A 26,870-nucleotide genomic window follows, 5' to 3' on the forward strand; every position below is an offset into this window, starting at 1 on the left:
CTTGGAATGAAATTACGTGGCCTTTATGCCGTCACCGATAGCCAGTTGCTGGCCGGCAAATTCCTCGCTTATGTCGAAGCGGCGCTGGAAGGCGGCGTGACGTTGCTGCAATACCGCGACAAAAGCAGCGACGAGGCCCGGCGCCTGCGGGAAGCCGAAGCCCTGCGCAACCTGTGCGAGCGCTACAAGACCCAACTGATCATCAACGATGACGCCGAACTGGCCGCGCGCCTCGGCGTCGGCGTCCACCTGGGCCAGACCGATGGCCCGTTGGCACCGGTGCGGGCGTTGCTGGGCCACAAGGCAATCGTCGGCTCCACCTGCCACGCCAGCCTGGAATTGGCCGAACAGGCCGTCAACGAAGGCGCCAGCTATGTCGCGTTCGGGCGCTTCTTCAACTCCAGCACCAAGCCCGGCGCGCCCAGCGCAAACCTTGAACTGCTCGAACAGGCCCGCATCAAATTGCATGTACCGATTTGCGCGATCGGCGGCATCACCCTGGAAAACGCCGCCCCTCTGGTGGCCCACGGGGTCGATCTGCTCGCGGTGGTCCATGGCCTGTTCGGCGCCGACAGCACCGCTGAAGTGACGCGCCGCGCCCGCGCCTTCAACGACCTGCTGCTCATCAAATAGTCATTTCCGTTTTCGAGAGCCCAACCATGTCCCGTTCCGAAACCCTGTTTGCCAACGCCCAGAAACACATCCCCGGCGGCGTGAACTCGCCCGTTCGTGCGTTCAAGAGCGTCGGCGGCACCCCGCTGTTCTTCAAGCATGCCGAAGGCGCATACGTCACCGACGAAGACGACAAGCGCTACGTCGACTATGTGGGTTCGTGGGGTCCGATGATCCTCGGCCACAGCCATCCTGACGTGCTGGATGCCGTGCGCAAGCAGCTGGAACACGGCCTGTCCTACGGCGCGCCGACGGCGATGGAAACCGAAATGGCCGACCTGGTCTGCTCCATCGTGCCGTCGATGGAAATGGTGCGCATGGTCAGCTCCGGCACCGAAGCGACCATGAGCGCGATTCGCCTGGCCCGCGGCTACACCGGCCGCGACAGCATCATCAAGTTCGAAGGCTGCTATCACGGCCATTCCGACAGCCTGCTGGTCAAGGCCGGTTCCGGCGCGCTGACCCAAGGCGTGCCCAGCTCCGCGGGCGTGCCGGCGGCGTTCGCCAAGCACACCCTGACGTTGCCGTTCAACGATCTTGAAGAAGTCGAGAAGATGCTCGGCGAAGTCGGCCAGGAAGTGGCCTGCATCATCGTCGAGCCGGTGGCCGGCAACATGAACTGCGTGCCGCCGGCGCCAGGCTTCCTCGAAGGCCTGCGCAGCCTGTGCGACCAGCATGGCGTGGTGTTGATTTTCGATGAAGTGATGACCGGTTTCCGCGTCGCCCTCGGCGGCGCCCAGGCCCATTACGGTGTGACGCCGGACTTGAGCACCTTCGGCAAGATCATCGGCGGCGGCATGCCGGTGGGCTGCTTCGGCGGCAAGCGCGCGATCATGGAGTGCATCGCACCGCTGGGCCCGGTCTACCAGGCCGGCACGCTGTCGGGCAACCCGCTGGCCATGGCTGCCGGCCTGACCACCCTGCGCCTGATCAGCCGCCCGGGTTTCCATGCCGAATTGACCGACTTCACCACGCGCCTGCTCGATGGCTTGCAGGTACGTGCCGATGCGGCGGGCATTCCGTTCGTCACCACCCAGGCCGGTGGCATGTTCGGCCTGTATTTCAGTGGCGCCGATGACATCGTGACCTTCGACGACGTGATGGCCAGCGACTCTGACCGCTTCAAGCGCTTCTTCCACCTGATGCTCGAAGGTGGCGTCTACCTCGCGCCGAGCGCGTTCGAAGCCGGCTTCACCTCCATCGCCCATGGCGACGCCGAGTTGAAGATCACACTCGACGCGGCCGAGCGCGCCTTCGCGGCGCTGAAATAAGCCTGTGGATAACTGACGCTGGCTCACACCAGCGTCAGCGATTGCCCATGTAACCCGCGTTGTTTTCCTACATATTTGCCCCATAAGCCGTTCCTGCCGTTCCATCGCAGCAGAAAAACGAGTAAAGACTTTGTAAGGATGGCCCCGCTTATTTCATAATGCGCGCTTATTGGATCCCCCGGAGGGTCCACGCGCCCCTCAGAGGTAAGTCGATTCCCATGAACCGCACCGGCCGCACCCTTGCCCTGGGCTGCCTGTTGCTCCTTCAGCCCCTGCTCGCGAATGCACAGGCAGGCGGTAACTCGTTGTTGATCCCGGCGATGGGCCGTTGCACGCTCAACACCCAGCCACAAGATCTCGCACCGGCACTCGACGCCTGTCGAAAAGCGGCCGACGCGGGCGACGCGCAAGCGCAATACGAGTTGGGCGAGTTCTACTACGACGGCAAGGCCGCGCCCCGCGACCTCAAGCAAGCCCTCAGCTACTTCGAAAAAGCCTCGCTGCAAGGCCATGCCCAGGCGCAATACAAGCTGGGTGGCATGTTCTTCCATGGTGAAGGCGTGCCGGCCAACAATGTCCAGGCTTATATCGTCTTGAAGATGGCGGCGGTCAACGGCGCTGAAGAGGCATTGGACACCGCTGATGAAGTCGCCGAGCAGATGCCCCGCGACGAACTCGAAGTGGCGACCCAGGTGCTGGGGCAGATCTTTCGCAAATACCTGATGGAATTGCAGAACGCCGATGGGCGCACGCCGTTCTCGCCATTGCCCTGATTTTTGCTTTGACCTTGCCAGCCCCTTCGCGAGCAAGCTCGCTCCCACACTGGATCGCTGGTGTACACAAATCTTGTGTTCACAAAGCCCCCACTGTGGGAGCGAGCTTGCTCGCGATTGGGAGCAACCCGATCTTGAATCCTACTTCTCAGGCATCGGCATCGGAAACGGCATCACATTGCCGACCGCGCCGCGGGCTTCGCTGATTTTTGGCGTGCCGAGGCGCTCCACCTCATCGATGCGCACGATCGAATGCATTGGCACGAAGCTGCGCACCACGCCTTCGAATTGTGCCTTGAGCTTTTCTTCGCTCGGGTCGACGACCACTTGCGTGCGCTCGCCAAAGACGAATTCCTCGACTTCCAGGAAACCCCACAGATCACTTTGATAGATCTGCTTGGCGTACATTTCGAACACCTGGCCCTGGTTGAGGAAAATCACCTTGTAGATTGGAGCTTCACGTTTGGTCATGGCTGGCGAAACACATCGGCGGGTAAAAAATGAGGGCGCGAACTATAGCATAGCCACTGCTCGCACAGCGGTAGGAACAGCGGGACTTGTTCCCTATAATGCGCGGTTCTTTGAATCACGTGATGAACCCGTCCATGGCCAAGAAGCTTTACATCGAAACCCACGGTTGCCAGATGAACGAGTACGACAGCTCGCGCATGGTCGATCTGCTGGGCGAACACCAGGCCCTGGAAGTCACCGCCCGCGCCGAAGACGCGGACGTGATCCTGCTCAACACCTGTTCGATCCGCGAACGTGCTCAGGACCGGGTGTACTCCCAACTGGGCCGCTGGCGCGAACTGAAGCTCGCCAACCCGGAGATGGTCATCGCCGTGGGCGGTTGCGTGGCCAGCCAGGAAGGCGCGGCGATTCGCGATCGTGCACCGTACGTGGACGTAGTCTTCGGCCCGCAGACCTTGCACCGCCTGCCGGAAATGATCGACGCCGCGCGCGTAACCAAATTGCCGCAAGTCGACGTTTCGTTCCCCGAGATCGAAAAATTCGACCACCTGCCCGAGCCGCGTATCGACGGTCCCAGCGCCTATGTCTCGGTGATGGAGGGCTGCAGCAAGTACTGCACGTTCTGCGTAGTGCCCTATACCCGCGGCGAAGAAGTCAGCCGGCCGTTCGACGACGTGATCGCAGAGATCATCCACCTGGCCGAAAACGGCGTGCGCGAAGTGACCTTGCTGGGGCAGAACGTCAATGGCTATCGCGGCCTGACCCATGACGGGCGCCTGGCGGATCTCGCCGAGCTGATCCGCGTGGTGGCGGCGGTGGACGGTATCGACCGAATCCGCTACACCACGTCCCATCCGCTGGAATTTTCCGACAGCCTGATCCAGGCCCACGCCGAGGTCCCGGAGCTGGTCAAGCACCTGCACCTGCCAGTGCAATCGGGCTCCGACCGGATCCTCGCCGCCATGAAGCGCAACCACACGGCGCTGGAATACAAATCCAAACTGCGCAAGCTGCGCGCCGCCGTGCCGGGCATTTGCATCAGCTCGGATTTTATCGTCGGCTTCCCTGGCGAAACCGAGAAAGACTTCCAGCAGACCATGAAGCTGATCGAAGACGTGGGCTTCGACTTCTCCTATTCTTTCGTCTACAGCCAACGCCCCGGGACCCCGGCGGCCGATCTCGCGGACGAAACCCCGGAAGAAGTCAAAAAGGAACGACTCAACGCCTTGCAGCACCGCCTGAACCAACAGGGTTTCGAGATCAGCCGACAAATGGTCGGTTCGGTCCAGCGGATCCTGGTCACCGATTACTCGAAAAAAGACCCAGGCGAATTGCAGGGCCGCACCGAGAACAACCGCATCGTCAACTTCCGCTGCGACACACCGGCCTTGATCGGCCAGTTCGCCGACGTGCACATCGACGCCGCGCAACCGCACTCGCTGCGCGGTTCGCTGGTCCAGTAACAACACAATCCCCTGTGGGAGCGAGCTTGCTCGCGATAGCGGTATCACAGCCAATACTCAGGTTGAATGTGGGGCCGCCATCGCGAGCAAGCTCGCTCCCACAGTGGATCGTGCCAAACCCTGTCATCAGATTCGACTGTTTAAGAGCTTTCGCACCCAGCCTACTGGCGTTATCCTTGATTTCACCTTAATTGCCCCTGGGCGGCTAAAAACGACCTTGAACGCACCCATCGAACCTCATCGTTTCATACTCGAGCCCTTTGAGGCTCGCCGCTTCGCCAATCTGTGCGGGCAATTCGACGAGCACCTACGCTTGATCGAACAGCGCCTGGCCATCGAGATCCGCAACCGCGGGAACCAGTTCGAGCTGATCGGCGAACCCAAGCACACCTCCTCCGCGGAAAACCTGCTGCGCCGCCTCTATCGGGAAACCAAGGCGAGCGAGCTGTCTCCGGACATGGTCCACCTGTTCCTGCAGGAATCGGCGGTCGAAGAACTCGACAACCACGCCCCTTCCGAACCTGCCGTGGCCCTGCGCACGAAAAAAGGCATGATTCGCCCACGCGGCTTGAATCAGCAGCGCTACGTGAAGGAAATCCTGGCCAACGACATCAACTTCGGCATCGGCCCGGCCGGTACCGGCAAGACCTACCTGGCCGTGGCCTGCGCCGTCGATGCGCTGGAGCGCGAACAGGTACGACGCATCCTGCTGGTGCGTCCGGCTGTCGAGGCGGGCGAAAAGCTCGGCTTCCTGCCCGGCGACCTGGCCCAGAAAATCGACCCATACCTGCGTCCGCTCTATGACGCGCTGTACGAAATGCTCGGTTTCGAATACGTCGCCAAGCTGATCGAGCGCCAGGTCATCGAGGTCGCGCCGCTGGCCTACATGCGCGGTCGCACGCTGAACAACAGCTTCATCATCCTCGATGAAAGCCAGAACACCACGGTCGAACAGATGAAGATGTTCCTGACGCGGATCGGCTTCGGCTCCACCGCCGTCATTACCGGGGACATCACCCAGGTCGACCTGCCCCGTGGCACCAAGTCCGGACTGAACCACGTGATCCAGGTCCTCAAGGACGTGCCGGGCATCAGCTTCACGCATTTCATGCCCAAGGACGTCGTGCGCCATCCGTTGGTGCAGCGCATCGTCGAAGCCTACGAGCGTTTCGAGCATCGCGCCGAGGAAGAGCTGGCCGACAGCAAAGGCAATGGCCGCAATGCTTGAACTCGACCTGCAACTGGCCAGCGACCACACTGCCCCCAGCGAGGCCCTGTTCCGCCAATGGTGCGAGCTGGCCCTGCGCCAGCGCAGCGCCGATTCGGAGCTGACCATTCGCCTGGTGGACGAACCCGAAGGCCGTGAGCTCAACCGCACCTGGCGACAGAAAGACTACGCCACCAACGTGCTGTCCTTCCCCGCCGACGTTCCCGACGAGTTGCTCGACATTCCATTGCTGGGCGACCTGGTGATCTGCGTCCCGGTGGTGGAGCGTGAAGCCGCCGAGCAAGGCAAGTCCCCGGAAGCCCATTGGGCACATCTGGTCATTCACGGCTGCTTGCATCTATTGGGTTACGACCATATAGAAGATGACGAAGCCGAGGAGATGGAAGGACTGGAACGGACGTTGCTTGCCGAACTGGGGCATCCCGACCCTTACGCCGACGACGAACATTGATACATCAACTGTAACGACAAAGGATTCAGAGTAATCGCTATGAGCGAAGATCGATCGACCAACGGGCATAAGTCATGGCTGGGCAAGCTCACCCAGGCTTTTGCCCATGAGCCGAAAAACCGCCAGGAGCTGCTTGAGCTGCTGCGCGATGCACACCAGAACAAACTGCTGGACAGCGAAGCGCTGGCCATCGTCGAGGGCGCCATCCAGGTCGCTGACCTGCAAGTGCGGGACATCATGGTCCCGCGCTCGCAGATGATCAGCATCAAGGCGACCCAGACACCCCGCGAGTTCCTGCCCGCCGTGGTCGACTCCGCCCACTCGCGCTACCCGGTCGTCGGCGAAAGCCATGACGATGTCATGGGCGTGCTGCTGGCCAAGGATCTGCTGCCGCTGATCCTCCAGGAGAACGGCGACAGCTTCAACATCAAGGACCTGCTGCGTCCGGCCACCTTCGTGCCCGAGTCCAAGCGCCTGAACGTTCTGTTGCGTGAATTCCGCGCCAACCACAACCACATGGCCATCGTCATCGACGAATACGGCGGCGTGGCTGGGCTGGTCACCATCGAAGACGTGCTCGAACAGATCGTCGGCGACATCGAGGATGAGCATGACGTCGAGGAAGACAGCTACATCAAGCCACTGCCCAGCGGCGACTTCCTGATCAAGGCGCTGACGCCGATCGATAGCTTCAACGAGTTTTTTGACAGCGAATTTTCCGACGATGAGTTCGACACCGTCGGCGGCCTGGTGATGAGTGCTTTCGGACACCTGCCCAAGCGCAACGAAACCACCGAGATCGGTTCCTGGCGCTTCCGCATCCTGAATGCCGACAGCCGCCGGATTCATCTGCTGCGCCTGTCACCCATTGCCCGTTAAACCCTGCGAGACCCGCTAAGGATTCAAATGCGCTGGATAACCCGCCCCGGCTGGCCCGGTAACCTGCTGGCCGTGGCGGCCGGCGCGATCACCACCCTGGCCCTGGCGCCCTTCAATATCTGGCCGCTGGCATTGCTGGCGGTCGGGCTGTTCTATGCGGGCTTGCGCGAGCTCTCGCCACGCCAGGCGCTGGGACGTGGCTGGTGTTTCGGTTTCGGCCTGTTTGGCGCGGGCACCAGTTGGATCTATGTCAGCATCCATAACTTCGGTGGCGCCTCGGTGTTGCTCGCCGGGTTGCTGATGCTGTTGTTCATCGCCGCCATCGCCTGGTTCTTTGCCCTGCCCGCCTGGCTCTGGGCACGTTGGCTGCGGCGCAGCGAAGCGCCCTTGGCCGATGCCCTGGCGTTCGCCGCGCTGTGGCTGGGCCAGGAGGCGTTTCGCGGCTGGTTCCTGACCGGTTTCCCCTGGCTTTACTCCGGCTACAGCCAGCTCGACGGCCCACTGGCCGGCCTCGCGCCGCTGGGTGGGATGTGGCTGATTTCCTTCACCCTGGCCCTGACCGCCGCGCTGCTGTACAACGCGCCCCGGCTGGTGGGGTCCGGGCGCAAAGGCTTCATCGTCGCGGGCGTGGCGCTGTTGGTTGGCCCATGGCTCGCCGGCATGGCGCTTAAAGGGCATGCCTGGACCAGTCCTTCGGGCGATCCGCTGAGCGTCGCCGCGATCCAGGGCAATATCGAACAAAGCATGAAATGGGACCCGGAACAGCTCAACGCCCAGTTGGCGCTGTACCGCGACATGAGTTTCACCTCCAAGCGTGTCGACCTGCTGATCTGGCCGGAAACCGCCGTGCCCGTGCTCAAGGAGTCCGCCCAGGGCTACCTGGACATGATGGGCAGTTTTGCCGCCGAGCGGCACTCGGCGCTGATTACCGGCGTGCCGATTCGCCAACTGGTGCGCCACGAAAAACGCTACTTCAATGGCATCACCGTAACGGGTGAAGGCGACGGGACTTACCTCAAGCAAAAGCTCGTGCCCTTCGGCGAGTACGTGCCGCTGCAGGACCTGCTGCGCGGGCTGATCGCGTTTTTTGACCTGCCCATGTCGGATTTTGCCCGTGGCCCGGCTGACCAGCCGTTGCTGCAGGCCAAGGGATACCAGATCGCGCCCTTTATCTGCTATGAGGTGGTCTACCCGGAATTCGCCGCCAGCCTTTCGGCGCGCAGTGATTTGTTGCTGACCATCAGCAACGACACCTGGTTCGGCACCTCGATCGGCCCGTTGCAACACCTGCAGATGGCGCAGATGCGTGCGCTGGAGGCGGGTCGCTGGATGATTCGCGCCACCAACAACGGCGTCACCGGCCTGATCAACCCGTTTGGCCAGATCACCGCCAGCATCCCGCAATTCGAACGCGGCATCCTCTATGGCGACGTGGTGCCGATGCACGACCTGACGCCTTACCTGCAATGGCGCTCGTGGCCGCTGATCATCTTGTGCGTGTTGCTGCTGGGCTGGGCGCTGATGGCGGGACGGATGGCCAAGACCGTTTGATTCCTTCCCCATGTGGATGAAAAACCTGTGGCGAGGGAGCTTGCTCCCGCTGGACTGCGCAGCAGGCCCCGCTTTTTAGGGGCTGCTTCGCGCCCCAGCGGGAGCAAGCTCCCTCGCCACAATAGCGTTCACCTTGATAAATCAGCGGTAGAACAACCAATACCCCACCAGTCCCACCGCTTCATTCATCAGCTGCCCCGACTGCCAGATCGACTTGAATTCCGGTATCCAGCCGCCCAGTGGCCGGGCGTTATCCTGGCCCAGGAAGCCCACCGGCGCCGGGATTACCTCGAAACCTGCCCGTTCGAAACTCCAGACCGCGCGTGGCATGTGCCAGGCCTGGGTCACAACCACCACGCGCTTCACCCCTTCGGGCAGCAAAATCTGCGCGCTCATCTGAGCGTTTTCCCATGTCGTGCGGCTGCGCTCCTCCTGCCAACGCACGGTCACGCCGAAGTCGTCGAGCATCGAGTCGGCCATCAGCTTCGCCTCGCTGGGCGGAGTGCCGTAGTGCAGGCCACCGGTGGTCAGCACCGGCAAACCGGACGCCTTGGCCAGCCGCGCGGCATAACGCTGGCGCTCCAGGCCGATACCGGTGGGCTGGTCGGCGCCCCACGCCAGGTCGCCGCGCTCACGCCCCGAACCCAGCACCACAATGGCGTCGGCGCGCTGGGCCAGGGTCGCCCATTCGCTGCGCAGTAGCGGCGCCTCGCGCTCCAATGTCCAGGCGCTCCATTGCACCACCACCGGCAGGCTCAATAGCCAGAAGCCCCCCAACCCCGCGGCGAAACACACCCGGGCCAGGCGCGGCCGGGAGTGACGCCACCACCAGGCAAGCGCCAACAGCAGTAGAAGAATGCCGGGCGGCAATAAAAGTTGTTTGATGAAATAGCGAAACGGCATCGGGCATCTCCATAGATGCCCGAAGCCTAGGTGGGTTGACGCAAAGCGACAACAGATTCCAAAAACATCGAATCAAAAAAAAGCGACACGCGTGAATCCGGCGTTACTTGAACTGCAATGACCGGACCTTTACAGCATCCTTGTCGGGCGTCCGGTCCTTTAGCCAGACAACTTTGGCCGAACGGGGCGCATCGAGACGCTTGTTTGCCTGGGCCCCGCTTGCAGGTCCCTGGTGCCCGACCTGCTCAAGGTAGGCCTTGACCAGTTCGAACTCTGCGGGGCTCAAGCCGCGCAGTTCCAGCTCTGCCGGGCGTTCATCACGCAAGCGACCGGCGGTTCTTGCAGCGTCCAGGGCCACCCCGAGACGATCGATCAGTTTTTCGTATAACTCAGGTGTAGCGACTTTTCGTTGTGATTCAACCATCCCTCACCTCATTGAAGATAAGACTCACTCCCCATTGAGAAGCTTAGCTTCGCTGGGCAAACCGGCAGCGCGCCGCGACCAACGGCCCTGAACACCGGTCGTCGGCGAAGGTCTGCAAGGCTCGGCAATGGTTCGGCAGCAATCAGGGTTTCCCTCGGCAGAGCGCGGTCATGTATGCTACGGCGCTTCCTGTAACTCCACTTCCAGCTTGGCTGGGCATTGAGAACGCCGCATTCGGCGTCGTCCGCGTCCAGCATGGCAACGAAGAGGATTGGGCCACCCCATTCAGTACAAAAGTAGCCATGCACGAACACTACCAGCCCCGTGAAATCGAAGCCGCCGCCCAGTCGTTCTGGGACGAGCAAAAGTCCTTTGAAGTCAGTGAACAGCCAGGCAAGGAGACGTACTACTGCCTGTCGATGTTCCCTTACCCCAGCGGCAAGCTACACATGGGGCATGTGCGCAACTACACCATCGGCGACGTGATCTCCCGCTACCAGCGCATGCAAGGCAAAAATGTCCTGCAACCCATGGGCTGGGACGCCTTCGGCATGCCGGCGGAAAACGCCGCGATGAAGAACAACGTGGCCCCCGCCAAGTGGACCTACGAAAACATCGCCTACATGAAGTCCCAGCTGCGCAGCCTGGGCCTGGCGGTGGACTGGTCCCGCGAAGTCACCACCTGCAAGCCTGATTACTACCGCTGGGAACAATGGCTGTTCACCCGCCTGTTCGAAAAAGGCGTGATCTACCGCAAGAACGGCACCGTGAACTGGGACCCGGTGGACCAGACCGTACTGGCCAACGAGCAAGTGATCGACGGCCGCGGCTGGCGCTCCGGCGCGCTGATCGAAAAGCGCGAGATCCCGATGTATTACTTCAAGATCACCGCCTATGCGGATGAACTCCTGGAGAGCCTCGACGAGCTGACCGGCTGGCCCGAGCAGGTCAAGACCATGCAGCGCAACTGGATCGGCAAGTCCCGGGGCATGGAAGTGCAGTTCCCGTACGACGTCGCCTCCATTGGCGAAGCCGGCACCCTGAAAGTCTTCACCACCCGTCCGGACACCCTGATGGGCGCGACGTATGTCGCTGTGGCCGCCGAGCATCCGCTGGCGACCCTGGCAGCGCAGAACAACCCCGAGCTGCAGGCGTTCATCGCCGAATGCAAGGGCGGCAGCGTCGCCGAAGCCGACGTTGCCACGCAGGAGAAGAAAGGCCTGCCGACTTCACTGTTCGTCGAGCACCCGCTCACCGGCGAGAAACTGCCGGTGTGGGTCGCCAACTACGTGCTGATGCACTACGGCGACGGCGCGGTCATGGCCGTGCCAGCCCACGACGAGCGCGATTTCGAGTTCGCCCACAAGTACAACCTGCCGGTCAAACCGGTCGTGCGCACCAGCGCCGGCGACCAGACCCCGGCACCTTGGCAAGACGCCTACGGTGAGCACGGCGAGCTGATCAATTCCGGTGAGTTCAACGGCCTGGATTTCGCCGGCGCGTTCGATGCCATCGAAGTGGCCCTGATCAAGAAGAACCTCGGTGCCTCGCGCACCCAGTTCCGCCTGCGTGACTGGGGCATCAGTCGCCAGCGCTACTGGGGCTGCCCGATCCCGATCGTGCATTGCGACACCTGCGGCGACGTACCGGTGCCGGAAGATCAACTGCCCGTGGTCCTGCCGGAAGACGTCGTACCCGACGGCGCCGGTTCGCCCCTGGCGCGCATGCCCGAGTTCTATGAGTGCAACTGCCCGAAATGCGGTGCACCGGCCAAGCGCGAAACCGACACCATGGACACCTTTGTCGAGTCCTCGTGGTACTACGCGCGCTACGCCTCGCCGCACTTTGAAGGCGGCCTGGTGGAAAAATCCGCGGCCGACCATTGGTTGCCGGTGGACCAGTACATCGGCGGCATCGAACACGCCATTCTCCACCTGCTCTACGCGCGTTTCTTCCACAAGCTGATGCGCGACGAAGGCCTGGTGAGCTCCAACGAGCCGTTCAAGAACCTGCTGACCCAGGGCATGGTGATCGCCGAGACTTACTATCGTCGCGAAGCCAACGGTGCCTACACCTGGTTCAACCCGAGCGACGTCGAACTCGAACGCGACAGCAAGGCCAAGGTCATCAGCGCCAAGCTGATCGCCGACGGCCTGCCGGTGGAAATCGGCGGCACCGAGAAAATGGCCAAGTCGAAGAACAACGGCGTCGACCCACAGTCGATGATCGACCAGTTCGGCGCAGACACCTGCCGCCTGTTCATGATGTTCGCCTCGCCGCCCGACATGAGCGCCGAATGGTCCGACTCGGGCGTCGAGGGCTCGCACCGCTTCCTCAAGCGCGTCTGGCGCCTGGCCCAGGCCCACGTCACCCAGGGCCTGCCGGGCAAACTGGACGTGGCCAGCCTGAACGACGAGCAGAAAGCCGTTCGCCGCGCGATCCACCTGGCCATCAAGCAGGCCAGCCATGACGTCGGCCAGAACCACAAATTCAACACCGCCATCGCCCAGGTGATGACGCTGATGAACGTACTGGAAAAAGCCGCCCAAGGCACCGAGCAGGATCGCGCGTTGATCCATGAAGGCCTGGAGGCGGTGACGCTGCTGCTGGCACCGATCACTCCGCACATCAGCCACGAGTTGTGGAATCAACTGGGTCACGCCGACCCGGTGATCGACGCCCGTTGGCCGCTGGTGGACGAAACCGCGCTGGTGCAGGACAGCCTGACCCTGGTCATCCAGGTCAATGGCAAGCTGCGCGGCCAGATCGAAATGCCGGCCGCCGCCACTCGCGAAGAAGTCGAAGCCGCGGCGCGTGCCAATGAGAACGTGCTGCGCTTTGTCGATGGCCTGACGATCCGTAAAGTGATCGTCGTGCCCGGCAAGCTGGTCAATATCGTCGCAAGCTAATTGGATCAGGCGACCGGGCCAGGGGCCCGGCGCCGAACATGACCTGCGGGGCCGCACGCTCGGCCCATGGGTTTCAAGGGGAGCAACAAGATGATCAAACGTAATCTGCTGGTTATGGGCCTCGCGGTCCTGCTGAGTGCCTGCGGCTTCCAACTGCGCGGTACCGGCAGCACCGACCTGGCCATCACCGAGCTGGACCTCAGCGCACGCGATGCTTATGGCGAAACAGTAAAAGCATTGCGCGATGCGCTGGAAAACAGCGGCGTGAAGGTCCACAGCGGTGCGCCGTACAAGCTGGTCTTGACCCGCGAGCAGCAAAACCAGCGCAGCCTGAGCTATGCCGGTGCCGGTCGTTCAGCCGAATATGAGCTGAACAACGTGCTGAACTATCAAATCCGCGGCCAGAACGACCTTGTGTTGATGGACGACAAGCTCCAGGTGCAAAAAGTCTATCTGCATGACGGCAACAACATCGTGGGTTCCGATCAGGAATCCAGCGAAGTACGCGAAGAAATGCGCCGCGACATGGTTCAGCGCATGATGCTGCGCCTGCAGCAACTGACACCCGCCCAGCTGGAGCAATTGCAGCAGACCGCCGACGCCAAGGCCAAGGCAGAAGCCGACGCACTGGAAGCGGCACGCAAGGCTGAGGCGGAAACCCCGCAACAGTCGCCGATGCAAATTCCAGCTCAATAAGCCTTGCGGGGCGCCTTGGCGCCCCGCTCGCCTACCCTTATGAAGCTCGCTCCCGCGCAACTCGGCAAACACCTGCAAGGCGCCCTCGCGCCGGTCTATATCATCAGCGGCGATGACCCGCTGCTGTGCCAGGAAGCCGCCGACGCCATCCGCTCCGCCGCTCGCCAGCAAGGTTTCGACGAACGCCAGGTGTTCGCCGCCGACGCCAGTTTTGACTGGGGTACGTTGTTGCAGGCCGGGGCAAGCATGTCGCTGTTTGCCGAGAAACGCCTGCTGGAACTGCGTTTGCCTTCAGGTAAACCCGGTGACAAAGGTGCCGCCGCACTGATCGAATATTGCTCGCGACCGGCCGAAGACACGGTACTGCTCATCAGCCTGCCGAAACTCGACGGCAGTGCGCAGAAAACCAAGTGGGGCAAGGCCCTGGTCGAAGGGCCGCAGACCCAGTTCGTGCAGATCTGGCCGGTGGACGTCAGCCAGTTGCCGAGCTGGATCCGCCAGCGTCTGTCCCAGGCCGGGCTGTCGGCCAGCCAGGACGCGGTGGAATTGATCGCCGCCCGGGTCGAAGGCAACCTGCTGGCCGCCGCCCAGGAAATCGAAAAGCTCAAGCTGATGGCCGAAGGCGGGCAGATCACCGTGGAAACGGTCCAGGCCGCCGTAGCCGACAGCGCCCGCTTCGACGTCTTCGGGCTGACCGATGCGATCCTCAACGGCGAAGCCGCCCATGCCTTGCGCATGCTCGAAGGCCTGCGGGGCGAAGGCGTCGAGCCACCGGTGATCCTCTGGGCCCTGGCCCGGGAGCTGCGGCTGCTGGCCAACCTGTCGCTGCAATACAGCCAGGGCGTGCCCCTGGACAAGGCCTTCAGCCAGGCCCGTCCGCCCGTGTGGGATAAACGCAAACCGCTGATGAGCAAAGCCCTGCAGCGGTACTCGGCGTCACGCTGGGCACAACTGCTGCTGGAAGCCCAGCGCATCGATGCGCAGATCAAGGGCCAGGCTGCCGGCTCGCCGTGGATGAGCCTCAGTCGGTTGTCGTTGTTGATGGCCGGACAACGACTGCCACTACCCGCTGAATAAAAAGATCGCAGCCTTCGGCAGCTCCTACAGAGGTATGCATTTCATTGTAGGAGCTGCCGAAGGCTGCGATCTTTTCCGCCCTTGATCCTACAAATATTGCCTCCATTTACCCTATGGACAACGCCCCAGTCCTGCCCCATGATTTCCCCCGCAAAACCACCCCACGAGAGATCCGACCATGAGCAAAAAGCCATCCAAGCATGGCCCCAACAAGGCCAAGTCCATCGTCGCCCAACCCCTGTTCCGCAGCCGCCAGGAACGACCCGCCAAGGGCAAGGGCAGCTACCGCCGCGAAGCCTTCCAGTCTGATAACTGGGAGGCTTCTTGCTTTCTGGCGGCTTGAAACACCCAGACAAGCCCTACGCCCCTTTCGCATGTTAAGGTCGGCACCTGATTTGTATTTCTGGACCCGTGCATGCCCTTCTGTCTTTCCCATCGTTGGCCACTGCGCCAAATGATTGTTGCCACAAGCGTCGCCCTGCTTGTCGCCTGCGCCGAAAAACCTACCGCCGCCGACGCCCAACCGCTGCAGCCCGCACCCGCCGTGACCGCCCCCGCCATCGTGCCGCCGGTCATGCCGACCAGTGACGACCTGGACATCGTACCGACCCAGACCTTCGCCGAATGGCAGGCCGGGTTTCGCCGAGAGGCGCTGGCCGCCGGGATCCGCGGTGATCTGTTCGATCGCGCGTTCATCGGTGTCAGCCCGGACATGAGCGTCATCAAGGCCGATCGCAGCCAGCCGGAATTCACCCGCCCCGTGTGGGAATATCTCGACGGCGCGCTGTCGCCGCTGCGGGTCAATAAAGGCAAGAGCCTGATCCAACAGAACGCCCAGGTCCTGCAAAACATCGAGCAGCGTTATGGCGTCGATCGCGCGGCGCTGGTGGCGGTGTGGGGCATGGAGAGCAACTTCGGTCAGTTCCAGGGCACCAAGTCCGTCATCAACTCCCTGGCAACCCTGGCCTATGAGGGACGGCGTCCGGCCTTTGCCCATGCCCAACTGATCGCCGCGCTGCAGATCCTGCAACAGGGCGATATCACACCGGAAAAAATGCTCGGTTCCTGGGCTGGGGCCATGGGCCAGACCCAGTTCATTCCGACCACCTACAACACCCATGCGGTGGACTTTGACGGCGACGGTCGCCGCGACATCTGGGGCAGCTCAACCGATGCCCTGGCGTCGACCGCGCACTATCTGCAGAGCTCCGGCTGGCAGCGTGGCCAACGATGGGGATTCGAGGTCTCGCTCAACGAGGGCTTCGACTACACGCTGGCCGATGGCACGATCCGCAAGCCTGTCGCTGAATGGGAGCGACTGGGCGTTTCAGAATATGGTGGCCTGCCGATAACGCCGGATGACAAGCAACTCTCGGCGTCCCTCCTCCTGCCGGCAGGCCATCGTGGCCCGGCGTTCCTGATCTTCGATAACTTCCGCGCCATCCTCAAGTACAACAATTCGTCGTCCTATGCGCTGGCGGTTGGGCTGTTGTCGGAGCGCTTCACCGGTGGAGGCCTGGTCTACGGTCAGTGGCCCAAGGAAGACCTGCCGCTGAGCCGCAGCGAACGTATCGAATTGCAGGTGCTGCTCGGCAAGCACAACTACGACGCGGGCAACCCCGACGGCATCATCGGCGCCAACACCCGCAAGGCGATCCGCAGTGCGCAGCAATCGTTTGGCTGGCCGGCGGATGGGTATCCGACCCATCAGTTGCTGGAGGCGTTGCGTAGCCGTTGAATTTGGCGGCTGATGCCATCGCGAGCAAGCTCGCTCCCACAGGTGTTCTCGGTCAACCTGTGGGAGCGAGCTTGCTCGCGATGACTGACTATCAGGCAATAAAGAACTAAAGACTGACCACCACATCCTGCTCCAACATCAACTTCTTCTCCCCCGCGTCCAGCGTCACCAACGCCCCCATGGGCAAGGTCAGGTTCGGATCGCAGTGCCCGCTGCGCCAGCCAGACAACACTGGGATGCGCAACGGCGCGAAGGTCTGCTTGAGCAACCGGTTCAACGCTTCGACATCCACCCCGGCCACGTCCCCCACCAATACACCGCGCAACTTCGCCAGCGTGCCCGCGAGTCGCAATTGGGTCAGCAGGCGATCGATGCGGTACAGGGGTTCGTTGACGTCTTCGATGAACAGGATCACACCTTCGGCGTCGATCTGGTAAGGCGTGCCCATGGTCGCGGCGATCATCGAGAGGTTGCCTCCCAGCAGACGTCCATGGGCGATGCCCGGCTCGACGGTGGTCAGCGGGTACGCTGCGGGATGGCTCAGGACGTCGCCGGCCTTCAATTGACCGCGTAGCAGGCTGAAGAACGAGGTGACGGTTGGGGGTTCCTTGTCGCCCAGGAGGTCGGCGTTTAGCAGCGGGCCGTGGAAGGTGACGAAGCCTGCGTAGCGGCTGATGGCGAGGTGCAGGGCGGTGATGTCGCTGTAGCCTACGAATGGCTTGGGGTTGCGGCGTATGAGGTCGAAGTCGATGCGATCCAGCAGCCGGGGGGTGCCGTAGCCGCCGCGTAGGCAGATGATAGCGTTGATTTCTGGGTCGGCGAAGGCGGCGTGGAGGTCATTGAGGCGGATTTCGTCGGGGCCGGCGAGGTAGCCGTCTTTTTCGTAGACGCCTGGGAAGATTCGCAGTTCATGGCCCCTTGCACGCATCCATTGGATGGCTTTTTCCGTGTCCAGGGGTGCGGGGCCGGCGGGGGCGATCACGGCGATCAGGCCTTCGTGCGGGAGTGCTGGGACGGGGTGGTGTGGGGTCATGGGGTTTCCGGGTTTTTGATCGTCTGATCGTGTGTATATCCGTTTTTTTGTAACGGCGGCTGGTGGTTCCGCTCTTACAGCGGGTCACTTTTTTCAAACGCCAAAAAAGTAACCAAAAACGCTCTGCCCCACCACTCGGCACCTCGCCTAGGCTCGGTGTGCCCTCACTCCGGCATTGCTCCGTGGGCCCGCCGCGATGGGCCATCCATGGCCCTGCGCGGCTATCCCGGCATCCATGCCGGGATGCCCACTCCACAATGCCTGCGTTCGGCCAGCGTGGTTTAACGGGGCGCCAAGATCAAGATCAAGATCCAAAGCAAGAGCAAGAGCAAGAGCAAGAGCAAGAGCAAGAGCGGGGCATCAGCCAGGATTTATTTGGCTGAACCACCGCTTTCGCGAGCAAGCTCGCTCCCACATTGGATTTTCGGCAGCCATCCAATGCACATTCACCGCGAAACCCGGGTGGGAGCGAGCTTGCTCGCGAAGAGGCCGGTACACCCAACATCAGCGCAAACTGACACACCGCCTTCGCGAGCAGGCTCGCTCCCATAGGAGATATGCAATCCACCAGAAACCAGGTCGACCCTTAAGGCCACCTCGCTTTTGCTTTTGCTTTTGCTTTTGATCTGAAGCGCCCCGTTAACCACGATGGCTGAACGAAGGTATTGCGCAGTGGGTAACCCGGCATGGATGCCGGGTTAGCCGCGCTGGGCCATGGATGGCCCATCGCGGCGGGCCCACGGAGCGATGCCTTCGTTCAGGCATGCCGAGCCTAGGCGAGGCACCGAGTGGTGGGGCAAAGCCTTTTTGGTTACTTTTTTGGCGTCTGAAAAAAGTGACCCGCCGTAAGGGCGGAACCATCAGCCGCCGTTACGCAAAAAACGGATCAGCTACCCAAAAGCTCAGCCTTGACCAACTTAGCCTGCTCATCAGCATGATACGAAGACCGCACCAACGGCCCCGAAGCCACATTCTTGAAGCCCATCTTGTATCCCTCCTCGGCAAACCAGGCAAAGGTATCCGGGTGTACAAAACGCTGCACCGGCAAGTGGCTACGCGAAGGCTGCAGGTACTGGCCGAGAGTCAACATATCAATGTCATGCTCACGCATGCGCTTCATGACCTCGATAACTTCCTCATCGGTCTCACCCAGGCCCAGCATCAAGCCAGACTTGGTCGGAATATGCGGCATCATCTGCTTGAAGCGCTGCAGCAAGGTCAACGACCACTGGTAGTCCGAACCCGGACGCGCGGCCTTGTACAGGCGTGGCACGGTTTCCAGGTTGTGGTTGAACACATCTGGCGGCTCGGCAGCGGTGATTTCCAGGGCGATGTCCATGCGGCCGCGGTAGTCCGGCACCAGGGTTTCCAGCTGCACGTTCGGCGACAGCTTGCGGATTTCGCGAATGCAGTCGGCGAAGTGCTGGGCACCACCGTCACGCAGGTCGTCGCGGTCCACCGAGGTGATGACCACGTACTTGAGCTTCAGGTCGGCAATGGCGATCGCCAGGCTTTCCGGCTCGTTGACGTCCAATGGCTTCGGACGACCGTGGCCGACGTCGCAGAATGGGCAGCGACGGGTGCAGATGTCGCCCATGATCATGAACGTCGCGGTACCGCCGGAGAAGCATTCGCCCAGGTTCGGGCAGGAGGCTTCTTCGCAGACGCTGTGCAGCTTGTGCTTGCGCAGCAGCGCCTTGATGCGGTCGACTTCCGGGGAAACCGGGATGCGCACGCGGATCCAGTCGGGTTTCTTCGGCAGTTCGGTGGTGGGGATGATCTTGACCGGAATGCGTGCAACCTTCTCGGCGCCGCGCAGCTTGACGCCGGCCTCTACCTTGGCACGCGGGGCCGGACGCTCGGTGACGTCCTGCGTCGGGATCATGGTTTGCACTGCATCAGTAGTCATATCAGTCGATTCCGCCCGTGAGGGTCGTCTGCTCAGCATAGTCGAGGTGTTTGACGAGCTGCGCGCGCAGCCGGGCACTTACCTCGGCAAATTCAATCGATCCTGTGTGATCGCGCAGCTGGGTCATCGCCAGCCCTGCGTAGCCACAGGGATTAATCCGTCGGAACGGTTCAAGATTCATGTCCACGTTCAACGCCAGGCCGTGGAACGAACAACCATGGCGGATCCGCAGACCAAGGGAGGCGATCTTCGCCCCGTCGACGTACACGCCCGGTGCATCGGGCTTGGCCGCCGCGGCCACACCGTAGCTGGCGAGCAATTCGATCAGGCACGTCTCCATGCGCGTGACCAGCTCGCGCACGCCGAATCCCAGCTTGCGCACATCCAGCAGCAGGTAGGCCACCAGTTGGCCGGGACCATGGTAAGTCACCTGCCCGCCCCGGTCGACCTTCACCACCGGGATATCACCCGGCAGCAATAGATGCTCGGCCTTGCCCGCCTGGCCCTGGGTGAACACCGGTGGGTGTTCGACCAGCCAGACTTCATCAGCCGCCGCGTCACCGCGTTCGTTGGTGAAGCGCTGCATGGCATGCCAGACCGGCTCGTAAGCCATCATGCCCAGCTCGCGAAAGCCCAGCGTGCCCGGCATCACAACACCATGTGCACGAAACCGGTCGCTCGCAGCTCGCTGTTGATGTCGTAGAGCTGTTCCTGGCCGGTGGCAATGATGTGCAACTGGATCGTCGTGTACTTGCCGTTGGTACTCTGGCGCTCAGCCAGGGTCTTGAGGTCAACGGTGGCGTGTTTCTCAAGGATCGCGACGATCTTGTCCTTGAAGCCCACACCGGTGTCGCCGATTACTTTGATCGGGTAATCCGCGCAGGGAAATTCGATCTTTGGCGCCTTTACTTCAGAGTCTGTCATGGCGTAACGGCCTCGCAAGGCGTGGTAACGAACATGGCCCCGCGCCGGAAAGGAACGGGGCCATGCAGGTCAACACTCGGAATCAGTTGAACAAGCCGTAGAAGAATAGACGGATGCTATCCCACATGCGGCGGAAGATACCACCTTCCTCGACCGCGTCCAGCGCGATCAGGTCGGCGCTGTGCACCACCTTGTCTTCCAGTTTGACTTCGACCTTGCCGATGACGTCACCCTTGGCGATCGGCGCGGTCAGTTGCGGATTCATGGTCATGCTGGCGGCGAGCTTCTTGAGCTGGCCTTTCGGCAGGGTCATGGTCAGGTCCTGGGCCAGGCCGGCCTTCACCTGGTTGGTGGAACCTTTCCAGACCTGGGCCTGGGCCAGTTCGGTGCCCTTCTGGTAGAAGGTCTGGGTTTCGAAGAAACGGAAACCGTAGGTCAGCAGCTTCTGGGTTTCAGCGGCACGAGCCACTTCGCTGCTGGTGCCGAAGACCACGGCGATCAGGCGCATGCCGTCGCGCACGGCCGAAGACACCATGCAATAGCCCGCTTCGTCGGTGTGACCGGTCTTCAGGCCATCGACGGTCTTGTCGCGCCACAGCAGCAGGTTGCGGTTAGGTTGCTTGATGCCGTTCCAGAAGAACTCCTTCTGGGAGTAGATGGCGTAGTGCGCCGGGTCTTCGTGGATGATTGCCCGGGCCAGCACCGCCATGTCGTGAGCCGACGAGTAGTGCTCAGGGTTCGGCAGGCCGGTCGGGTTCATGAAGTGGCTGTTGGTCATGCCCAGGTCGGCCACGGTTTTGTTCATCATGTCGGCGAACGCATCTTCGCTGCCGGCGATGTGCTCGGCCAGGGCGACGCTGGCGTCGTTGCCGGACTGGATGATGATGCCGTGCAGCAGGTCGCTGACGGTCACTTGCGAGCCGACCTTGATGAACATCCGCGAACCGCCGGTGCGCCAGGCATTCTCGCTGACGGTGACCGGATCGTTCTCGCCAATCTGGCCACGACGAATCTCCAGCGTGGCGATGTAGGCGGTCATCAGCTTGGTCAGGCTGGCCGGTGGCAGGCGCTGGTCACCATTGTTCTCCACCAGCACATTGCCGCTGCTGGCATCCATGAGGACATAGGCCTTGGCCGCCAGTTGTGGAGGCGAAGGCATCATCTCGACCGCGAATGCGGCCGGAGAGAGAAGCAGCGGGACTAGCAGGCAAAGGCGTTTGGCAAAGGTGGTGATGTTCATCCGTCTCTCGAAATCGCTAATGGGACTGCCCGAAGGCAGAACTAAACAGGCAGCCTCTTAACGGGCCGCCGCGTATTTAAGTTGCTCACTCACAACCCTTGCCGGGCTTTTGTTATTGATGGAGCCAACAACCTGACCCGCCCAAACCGCAAGCGGGCCTTTCAAATCTACTCAGCCGTGACCAGGCTCGGCGAACCGAGATTGGCCAGGCGCACACTGTTCTGCACCTGCTGGACTTCACCCGGAGAACCGATCGGCCCCAGGCGCACCCGATGCAGTGTCTGCTGGTTGCGCACGATCGAGCTGATGAACACCGGCGCGCTGACCATCGAGCTCAGCTTCGACCTCAACAGCTCGGCAGCGTCCGGGTTGGCGAACGCGCCCACTTGCAGATACTGGCCAGACGCTGTTGCAGAAGCGTTTTTTTTTGGGTCGATCTGCACGGGCACCACGGCCGCCGCATGTTGCTGCGGCGGTGGGGTCCATTGCTCGACCGTACCGGTGGAAGCCGTCACGGTCGGCGCGGCATTTTGCGCCACTTTCGGCTCGTTGAGCATCAAAGGCGCCGGACGGCCGCGCTGGGCCCACCATTCCTGCGGATCAATGCCTTCGACCTTGACCCGCGCAGTGCCGATTTCAGCGTAACCGAGCTTTTTCGCCGCCGCATACGACAGGTCGATGATCCGGTCGGAATAGAACGGCCCACGGTCGTTGACCCGCAGGATCACGCTCTTGTTGTTGTCCAGGTTGGTCACCCGCACATAGCTGGGCAGCGGCAAGGTCTTGTGGGCAGCGCTCATGCCATAAAGGTCGTAGACCTCGCCATTGGCGGTGTTCTGGCCATGGAACTTGGTGCCGTACCAGGACGCCGTGCCCGAGGCCACATAGCGCTTGGAATCAGCCATTGGGAAATAGGTCTTGCCCAGCACCGTATACGGGTTGGCCTTGTAGGGGCCGGTGTGCAGGGTCGGCGTTGCGTCGGGAATGCGCGAGACATCCACGTCCCACCACGGCGCGCCGTCCTTGTGGGCCCGGTTGATGTCCAGGCCCGGCGTGGCTTTCACGACGTTGCTGTTCTTCTGGGTCGGTGCGCGGCTGGTCGAACAACTGACGACCAACAGCGACAGCGCAGCCAATGCCACCAGCTTGAGGGGCCTGGCTTTCAGGGGTTGATAGGTAGGCATTGCCCGCATTATTTGACGCCCCGTGCTTTGACCAGCTCTTCAGACAGTTGATATACGGCCATGGCGTACATCACGCTGCGGTTATAACGCGTAATCGCGTAGAAATTCTTCAGGCCCATCCAATATTCGGGGCCCTGCTCGCCTTCCAGGCGCATTGCGGTGACTGGCATGTCATCACGCAGCGCATCATGACTCGACCAGCCCAGCGCTCGCAACTCCCCGACGGTTTTCGTCGGCTCGATGCCCTCGGTCAGGCCCTCGTCCACCTGCTCGCCACGCACATCGGCACGGCTGACCACCGGTTCGCCGGCCTCCCAGCCATGGCGCTTGAAATAGCTGGCAACACTGCCGATGGCATCCGTCGGATTGGTCCAGATATTGATGTGGCCGTCGCCGTCGAAATCCACAGCATAGGCGCGGAAACTGCTTGGCATGAATTGCGGCAGGCCCATCGCCCCGGCGTAGGAACCCTTGAGGGTCATTGGATCAACTTGTTCTTCGCGAGCCAGCAACAGGAACTCGCGCAGTTCCTTGCGGAAGAACTCGGCGCGGGGCGGGTAATCGAAACCCAGGGTCGACAGCGCGTCGATCACCCGGAAATTGCCGGTATTGCGGCCAAAGAAGGTTTCAACGCCGATGATCGACACGATGACCTGGGCCGGCACGCCATACTCCTGCTCGGCGCGGGCCAGCGCGGCCTCGTGCTGGCGCCAGAAATCCACGCCCCGGGCGATCCGCGCCTCGGTGATGAACATCGGCCGGTATTCGCTCCACTGCTTGACGCGCTCGGCGGGCCGGGAGATCGCGTCGAGAATCGACTGCTTGCGCTCGGCCTCGCGGAACACCCCCATCAGCTGTTCGCCGGCAAAACCGTAGTCGCGGGTCATTTCACCGACAAACTCGGCCACTTGCGGCGAGCCTTCATATTCGCCTGCCACGGCATGCGGCGCACAGCCCAGGAAGCCGACCAGGCCGACCCACGGCGCATATCGCGTCGACCAGCCACGCATTGCTTGCATTGAACTCTTCACCTTATTCAAACCTGAGCGATCCACTTGCGATGGGTATGGATCGACATCAAAACCCCAAACGCTGACAGTAGTGTCACCAGCGAAGTTCCTCCGTAGCTAATGAATGGCAACGGCACCCCCACGACCGGCAGCAGGCCACTGACCATACCGATGTTGACGAAAACATAAACAAAAAACGTCATGGTCAGGCTGCCGGCGAGCAATTTGCCGAACAGCGTCTGCGCCTGGGCCGTGATCACCAGGCCCCGGCCGATCAACAACAGGTAGATCAACAGCAGCACGCAGATACCCACCAGGCCGAACTCCTCGCCCATCACCGCGATGATGAAGTCGGTGTGGCTTTCCGGCAGAAAGTCCAGGTGCGACTGGGTACCCATCAGCCAACCCTTGCCGAACACGCCGCCGGAACCGATGGCGGCCTTGGACTGGATGATGTTCCAGCCGGTGCCCAGCGGATCGCTCTCCGGATCGAGGAACGTCAGGATCCGCTGCTTCTGGTAGTCGTGCATCACGAAGTACCACATCGCCACCGACACCGGCACGGCGATGGCGATCACGCTGAGGATCCAGCGCCAGCGCAACCCGCCCATGAACAGCACGAAGGCGCCGCCAGCCAGGATCAGCAGCGAGGTGCCGAGGTCCGGCTGGCGCACGATGAGGATGAACGGGATGCCGATCAGCAACAGGCTGATGCACACGTGCTTGAGCTGCGGCGGCAAGGTGCGCTTGGACAGGTACCAGGCGATGGTCGCCGGCATGATGATCTTGAGGAATTCCGAGGGCTGGAAGCGGATCACCCCGGGGATGTTGATCCAGCGGGTGGCGCCCATGGCGTTGTGGCCCATCACGTCCACCACCACCAGCAAGCCCACGCCCACCACATAGGCCAGCGGCACCCAGCGCGCCATGAAGCGCGGTTCGAGCTGGGCGATGACGATCATCGACACCAGGCCGATGCCGAACGAGGTGGCCTGCTTGGCCAGCAGGTCCCAGCTCTTGCCGCTGGCCGAATACAGCACGAACAGGCTGCCGGCCGCCAATGTCAGCAGCAGGATCAGCAACGGCCCGTCGATGTGCATGCGCTGCAGCAAGGTGGCGCGACGGCGCATCACATCTTCGCTGGAGAGGATGCGGTCGAAATTATTCTTCACGGGCCGTAGCCTCCGCGCTGATGGGGCTTGCGAATTCGGGCTTGAGCTGGCCGTGCTCGTCCAGCAGCCAGGCGTCCATGACCTGGCGCACCACCGGGGCGGCGACGCCGGAACCGGACTCACCGTTCTCGACCATCACCGAGACGACGATCTTCGGGTTGTCGGCCGGTGCGAAACCGACGAACAAGGCGTGGTCGCGATGGCGCTCCTGGACCTTGGAGCGGTCGTACTTCTCGCCCTGCTTGATCGCCACCACCTGGGCGGTACCGCTCTTGCCGGCAATCCGATACGGCGAGCCGATGGCTGCCTTGCGCGCGGTACCCCGGGCGCCGTGCATGACCTGCTGCATGCCGTTGTTGACCTTCTGCCAGTCCGACGGGTTGCGCAGGATGATGTCCGGCATCGGGTCCGGGTCCACCGGCTTCTCGCCTTCGATGGTCTTGGCCAGGTGCGGGCGATACCACTTGCCCTTGCTCGCCACCAATGCCGTGGCCTGGGCCAATTGCAGCGGCGTCGCCTGCATGTAGCCCTGGCCGATCCCGAGGATCAGGGTTTCGCCGGGGAACCAGGCCTGGCGGCGCGTCGCCCGTTTCCACTCGCGGGACGGCATCAGGCCTGGGGATTCTTCGAACATGTCCAGGGAGACTTTCTGACCGATGCCGAACTTGTTCATGTAGGACGACAACCGATCGATCCCCAGCTTGTGGGCCAGGTCATAGAAATAGGTGTCGTTGGAACGCATGATCGCTGTTTCCAGGTCTACGTAGCCGTCGCCGGTGCGGTTCCAGTTGCGATACTTGTGGTCGTAGTTGGGCAGCATGTAGTAGCCCGGATCGTAGACCCGGGTCGACGCGGTCACCACGCCGGAGTCCAGCCCGGCAATCGCCACGGCCGGCTTGATGGTCGAACCCGGCGGGTAGAGCCCGCGCAGCACGCGGTTGAACAACGGCCGATCGATGGAATCGCGCAGCTCGGCATAGGCCCTGAAACTGATGCCGGTGACGAACAGGTTCGGGTCGAAGCTCGGCTGGCTGACCATCGCCAGGACCTCGCCGGTGTTCGGGTCCAGCGCAACCACGGCACCACGCCGCCCGCCCAGCGCCGCCTCGGCGGCTTCCTGCAACTTGATGTCCAGGCTCAGGACGATGTCCTTGCCGGGAATCGGGTCGGTACGCTTGAGCACCCGCAGCACCCGGCCCCGGGCGTTGGTCTCGACTTCCTCGTAACCCACCTGGCCGTGCAGCTCGGCCTCGTAGAATCGCTCGATGCCGGTCTTGCCGATGTGGTGGGTGCCGCTGTAGTTGACCGGGTCGAGGGTCTTGAGCTCTTTTTCGTTGATCCGGCCCATGTAGCCGACCGAGTGGGCGAAATGCGGCCCTTGGGGGTAATGCCGCACCAGTTGCGCCACCACTTCCACGCCGGGCAGGCGGAACTGGTTCACGGCGATCAGGGCGATCTGCTCTTCGGTCAGCTCGAACATGATCGGCACCGGCTCGAAGGGGCGCCGGCCCTGACGCATGCGTTTCTCGAAGATGACCCGGTCCTCGGGCGTCAGTTGCAGCACTTCGACGATCACGTCGAGGACTTTCTGCCAGTCGCCGGAACGTTCGCGGGTCATGCTCAGGCTGAAGCTGGGCCGGTTGTCCGCCACCACCACGCCGTTGCGGTCGAAGATCAGCCCACGGGTCGGCGGAATGGGTTGCACATGCACCCGGTTACTTTCCGACAGGGTCGAGTGGTACTCGTACTGGATGACCTGGAGAAAATACAACCGCGCAATCAGCACGCCGATCAGCGTCACCACGGTAATGGCGCCGAACACGACGCGGCCCCGCACCAGGCGGGCGTCTTTTTCGTGGTCCTTGATGCGGATCGGCTGGGGCATGAGAGCA

At 62.1% G+C, this 26,870-nt stretch carries 25 protein-coding genes; 13 read left to right on the top strand and 12 right to left on the bottom strand.

Annotation, left to right across the window (positions count from 1 at the left end):
- Positions 1-6 precede the first annotated feature (6 nt).
- From thiE to JMN22_RS09690, 3 genes are all read left to right on the top strand, one after another.
- Positions 7-633, top strand: a complete 627-nt coding sequence (gene thiE / locus JMN22_RS09680) for a thiamine phosphate synthase (protein WP_030140355.1) — start codon at positions 7-9, stop codon at positions 631-633.
- Positions 634-659: 26 nt separating this feature from the next.
- The gene (gene hemL, locus JMN22_RS09685) at positions 660-1,943 is read left to right on the top strand and encodes a glutamate-1-semialdehyde 2,1-aminomutase (protein WP_030140356.1); all 1,284 of its coding nucleotides are present in this window, start codon (positions 660-662) and stop codon (positions 1,941-1,943) included.
- Between the two features lie 218 nt (positions 1,944-2,161).
- Positions 2,162-2,716, top strand: coding sequence for a tetratricopeptide repeat protein (locus JMN22_RS09690; protein WP_030140357.1), 555 nt, complete (start codon positions 2,162-2,164; stop codon positions 2,714-2,716).
- 141 nt (positions 2,717-2,857) lie between these two features.
- Here JMN22_RS09690 and JMN22_RS09695 read toward each other — a convergent pair whose 3' ends face one another.
- Positions 2,858-3,187 (bottom strand): DUF1820 family protein, encoded by a 330-nt coding sequence (locus JMN22_RS09695; protein ID WP_003185742.1) that lies wholly within the window; start codon positions 3,185-3,187, stop codon positions 2,858-2,860.
- Positions 3,188-3,321: 134 nt separating this feature from the next.
- Here JMN22_RS09695 and miaB point away from each other — a divergent pair, with 134 nt between their 5' ends.
- The 5 genes from miaB (at position 3,322) to lnt (ending at position 8,759) form a co-directional block, all read left to right on the top strand.
- Positions 3,322-4,650, top strand: coding sequence for a tRNA (N6-isopentenyl adenosine(37)-C2)-methylthiotransferase MiaB (gene miaB / locus JMN22_RS09700; RefSeq protein ID WP_030140358.1), 1,329 nt, complete (start codon positions 3,322-3,324; stop codon positions 4,648-4,650).
- 217 nt (positions 4,651-4,867) lie between these two features.
- A complete protein-coding gene (locus JMN22_RS09705) occupies positions 4,868-5,878 on the top strand; it encodes a PhoH family protein (protein WP_030140359.1) in 1,011 nt (336 codons plus the stop codon).
- A complete protein-coding gene (gene ybeY, locus JMN22_RS09710) occupies positions 5,871-6,329 on the top strand; it encodes an rRNA maturation RNase YbeY (RefSeq protein ID WP_030140360.1) in 459 nt (152 codons plus the stop codon). The genes JMN22_RS09705 and ybeY overlap by 8 nt, the downstream gene beginning before the upstream one ends.
- A 39-nt stretch (positions 6,330-6,368) precedes the next feature.
- A complete protein-coding gene (locus tag JMN22_RS09715; RefSeq protein ID WP_030140361.1) occupies positions 6,369-7,208 on the top strand; it encodes an HlyC/CorC family transporter in 840 nt (279 codons plus the stop codon).
- A 27-nt stretch (positions 7,209-7,235) separates the two neighbouring features.
- Positions 7,236-8,759, top strand: a complete 1,524-nt coding sequence (gene lnt, locus JMN22_RS09720) for an apolipoprotein N-acyltransferase (protein ID WP_198796722.1) — start codon at positions 7,236-7,238, stop codon at positions 8,757-8,759.
- Between the two features lie 141 nt (positions 8,760-8,900).
- Here lnt and JMN22_RS09725 read toward each other — a convergent pair whose 3' ends face one another.
- Both JMN22_RS09725 and JMN22_RS09730 read right to left on the bottom strand, forming a co-directional pair.
- Positions 8,901-9,662, bottom strand: a complete 762-nt coding sequence (locus JMN22_RS09725; RefSeq protein WP_198796721.1) for a YdcF family protein — start codon at positions 9,660-9,662, stop codon at positions 8,901-8,903.
- Positions 9,663-9,765: 103 nt separating this feature from the next.
- Positions 9,766-10,086 (bottom strand): hypothetical protein, encoded by a 321-nt coding sequence (locus tag JMN22_RS09730; RefSeq protein ID WP_198796720.1) that lies wholly within the window; start codon positions 10,084-10,086, stop codon positions 9,766-9,768.
- A 302-nt stretch (positions 10,087-10,388) separates the two neighbouring features.
- On the opposite strand from JMN22_RS09730, the gene leuS reads away from it, so the two are divergent.
- The 5 genes from leuS to JMN22_RS09755 all read left to right on the top strand — a co-directional run bounded on the left by leuS (position 10,389) and on the right by JMN22_RS09755 (position 16,506).
- The gene (leuS, locus tag JMN22_RS09735; RefSeq protein WP_030140365.1) at positions 10,389-12,995 is read left to right on the top strand and encodes a leucine--tRNA ligase; all 2,607 of its coding nucleotides are present in this window, start codon (positions 10,389-10,391) and stop codon (positions 12,993-12,995) included.
- A gap of 90 nt (positions 12,996-13,085) precedes the next feature.
- A complete protein-coding gene (locus JMN22_RS09740; RefSeq protein WP_030140366.1) occupies positions 13,086-13,691 on the top strand; it encodes an LPS-assembly lipoprotein LptE in 606 nt (201 codons plus the stop codon).
- Between the two features lie 39 nt (positions 13,692-13,730).
- Positions 13,731-14,768, top strand: coding sequence for a DNA polymerase III subunit delta (holA, locus tag JMN22_RS09745; RefSeq protein ID WP_181289421.1), 1,038 nt, complete (start codon positions 13,731-13,733; stop codon positions 14,766-14,768).
- Positions 14,769-14,946: 178 nt separating this feature from the next.
- Positions 14,947-15,111: an alternative ribosome rescue factor ArfA gene (gene arfA / locus JMN22_RS09750; protein WP_003205882.1), complete on the top strand. Its 165-nt coding sequence runs from the start codon at positions 14,947-14,949 to the stop codon at positions 15,109-15,111.
- A gap of 72 nt (positions 15,112-15,183) precedes the next feature.
- Positions 15,184-16,506 (top strand): lytic murein transglycosylase, encoded by a 1,323-nt coding sequence (locus tag JMN22_RS09755; protein ID WP_198796719.1) that lies wholly within the window; start codon positions 15,184-15,186, stop codon positions 16,504-16,506.
- Between the two features lie 106 nt (positions 16,507-16,612).
- Here JMN22_RS09755 and JMN22_RS09760 read toward each other — a convergent pair whose 3' ends face one another.
- From JMN22_RS09760 to mrdA, 9 genes are all read right to left on the bottom strand, one after another.
- Complete coding sequence (locus tag JMN22_RS09760) at positions 16,613-17,539, bottom strand: S66 peptidase family protein (RefSeq protein ID WP_198796718.1); 927 nt, start codon at positions 17,537-17,539, stop codon at positions 16,613-16,615.
- An 886-nt stretch (positions 17,540-18,425) separates the two neighbouring features.
- Positions 18,426-19,448, bottom strand: a complete 1,023-nt coding sequence (gene lipA / locus JMN22_RS09765; RefSeq protein WP_024776648.1) for a lipoyl synthase — start codon at positions 19,446-19,448, stop codon at positions 18,426-18,428.
- Position 19,449: 1 nt separating this feature from the next.
- On the bottom strand, positions 19,450-20,097 hold the full coding sequence (gene lipB / locus JMN22_RS09770) for a lipoyl(octanoyl) transferase LipB (RefSeq protein WP_198796717.1): 648 nt from the start codon (positions 20,095-20,097) through the stop codon (positions 19,450-19,452).
- Positions 20,097-20,372, bottom strand: coding sequence for a DUF493 domain-containing protein (locus tag JMN22_RS09775; protein WP_030140373.1), 276 nt, complete (start codon positions 20,370-20,372; stop codon positions 20,097-20,099). The genes lipB and JMN22_RS09775 overlap by 1 nt, the downstream gene beginning before the upstream one ends.
- A gap of 82 nt (positions 20,373-20,454) precedes the next feature.
- Positions 20,455-21,612 carry a D-alanyl-D-alanine carboxypeptidase family protein gene (locus JMN22_RS09780; protein WP_030140374.1) on the bottom strand — a complete coding sequence of 386 codons (1,158 nt, stop codon included), beginning with the start codon at positions 21,610-21,612 and terminating at the stop codon, positions 20,455-20,457.
- 167 nt (positions 21,613-21,779) lie between these two features.
- Positions 21,780-22,805, bottom strand: a complete 1,026-nt coding sequence (locus JMN22_RS09785) for a septal ring lytic transglycosylase RlpA family protein (protein ID WP_030140375.1) — start codon at positions 22,803-22,805, stop codon at positions 21,780-21,782.
- Positions 22,805-23,815 carry a lytic murein transglycosylase B gene (gene mltB, locus JMN22_RS09790; RefSeq protein WP_198796716.1) on the bottom strand — a complete coding sequence of 337 codons (1,011 nt, stop codon included), beginning with the start codon at positions 23,813-23,815 and terminating at the stop codon, positions 22,805-22,807. The genes JMN22_RS09785 and mltB overlap by 1 nt, the downstream gene beginning before the upstream one ends.
- A gap of 17 nt (positions 23,816-23,832) precedes the next feature.
- A complete protein-coding gene (gene rodA, locus JMN22_RS09795; protein WP_051065975.1) occupies positions 23,833-24,936 on the bottom strand; it encodes a rod shape-determining protein RodA in 1,104 nt (367 codons plus the stop codon).
- Positions 24,937-24,967: 31 nt separating this feature from the next.
- Positions 24,968-26,863 carry a penicillin-binding protein 2 gene (mrdA, locus tag JMN22_RS09800; protein ID WP_030140378.1) on the bottom strand — a complete coding sequence of 632 codons (1,896 nt, stop codon included), beginning with the start codon at positions 26,861-26,863 and terminating at the stop codon, positions 24,968-24,970.
- Between the last annotated feature and the right edge of the window lie 7 nt (positions 26,864-26,870).

Origin of the sequence: Pseudomonas sp. HB05 (assembly GCF_016756915.1) — a bacterium.
Classification (GTDB): Bacteria; Pseudomonadota; Gammaproteobacteria; order Pseudomonadales; family Pseudomonadaceae; genus Aquipseudomonas; species Aquipseudomonas alvandae.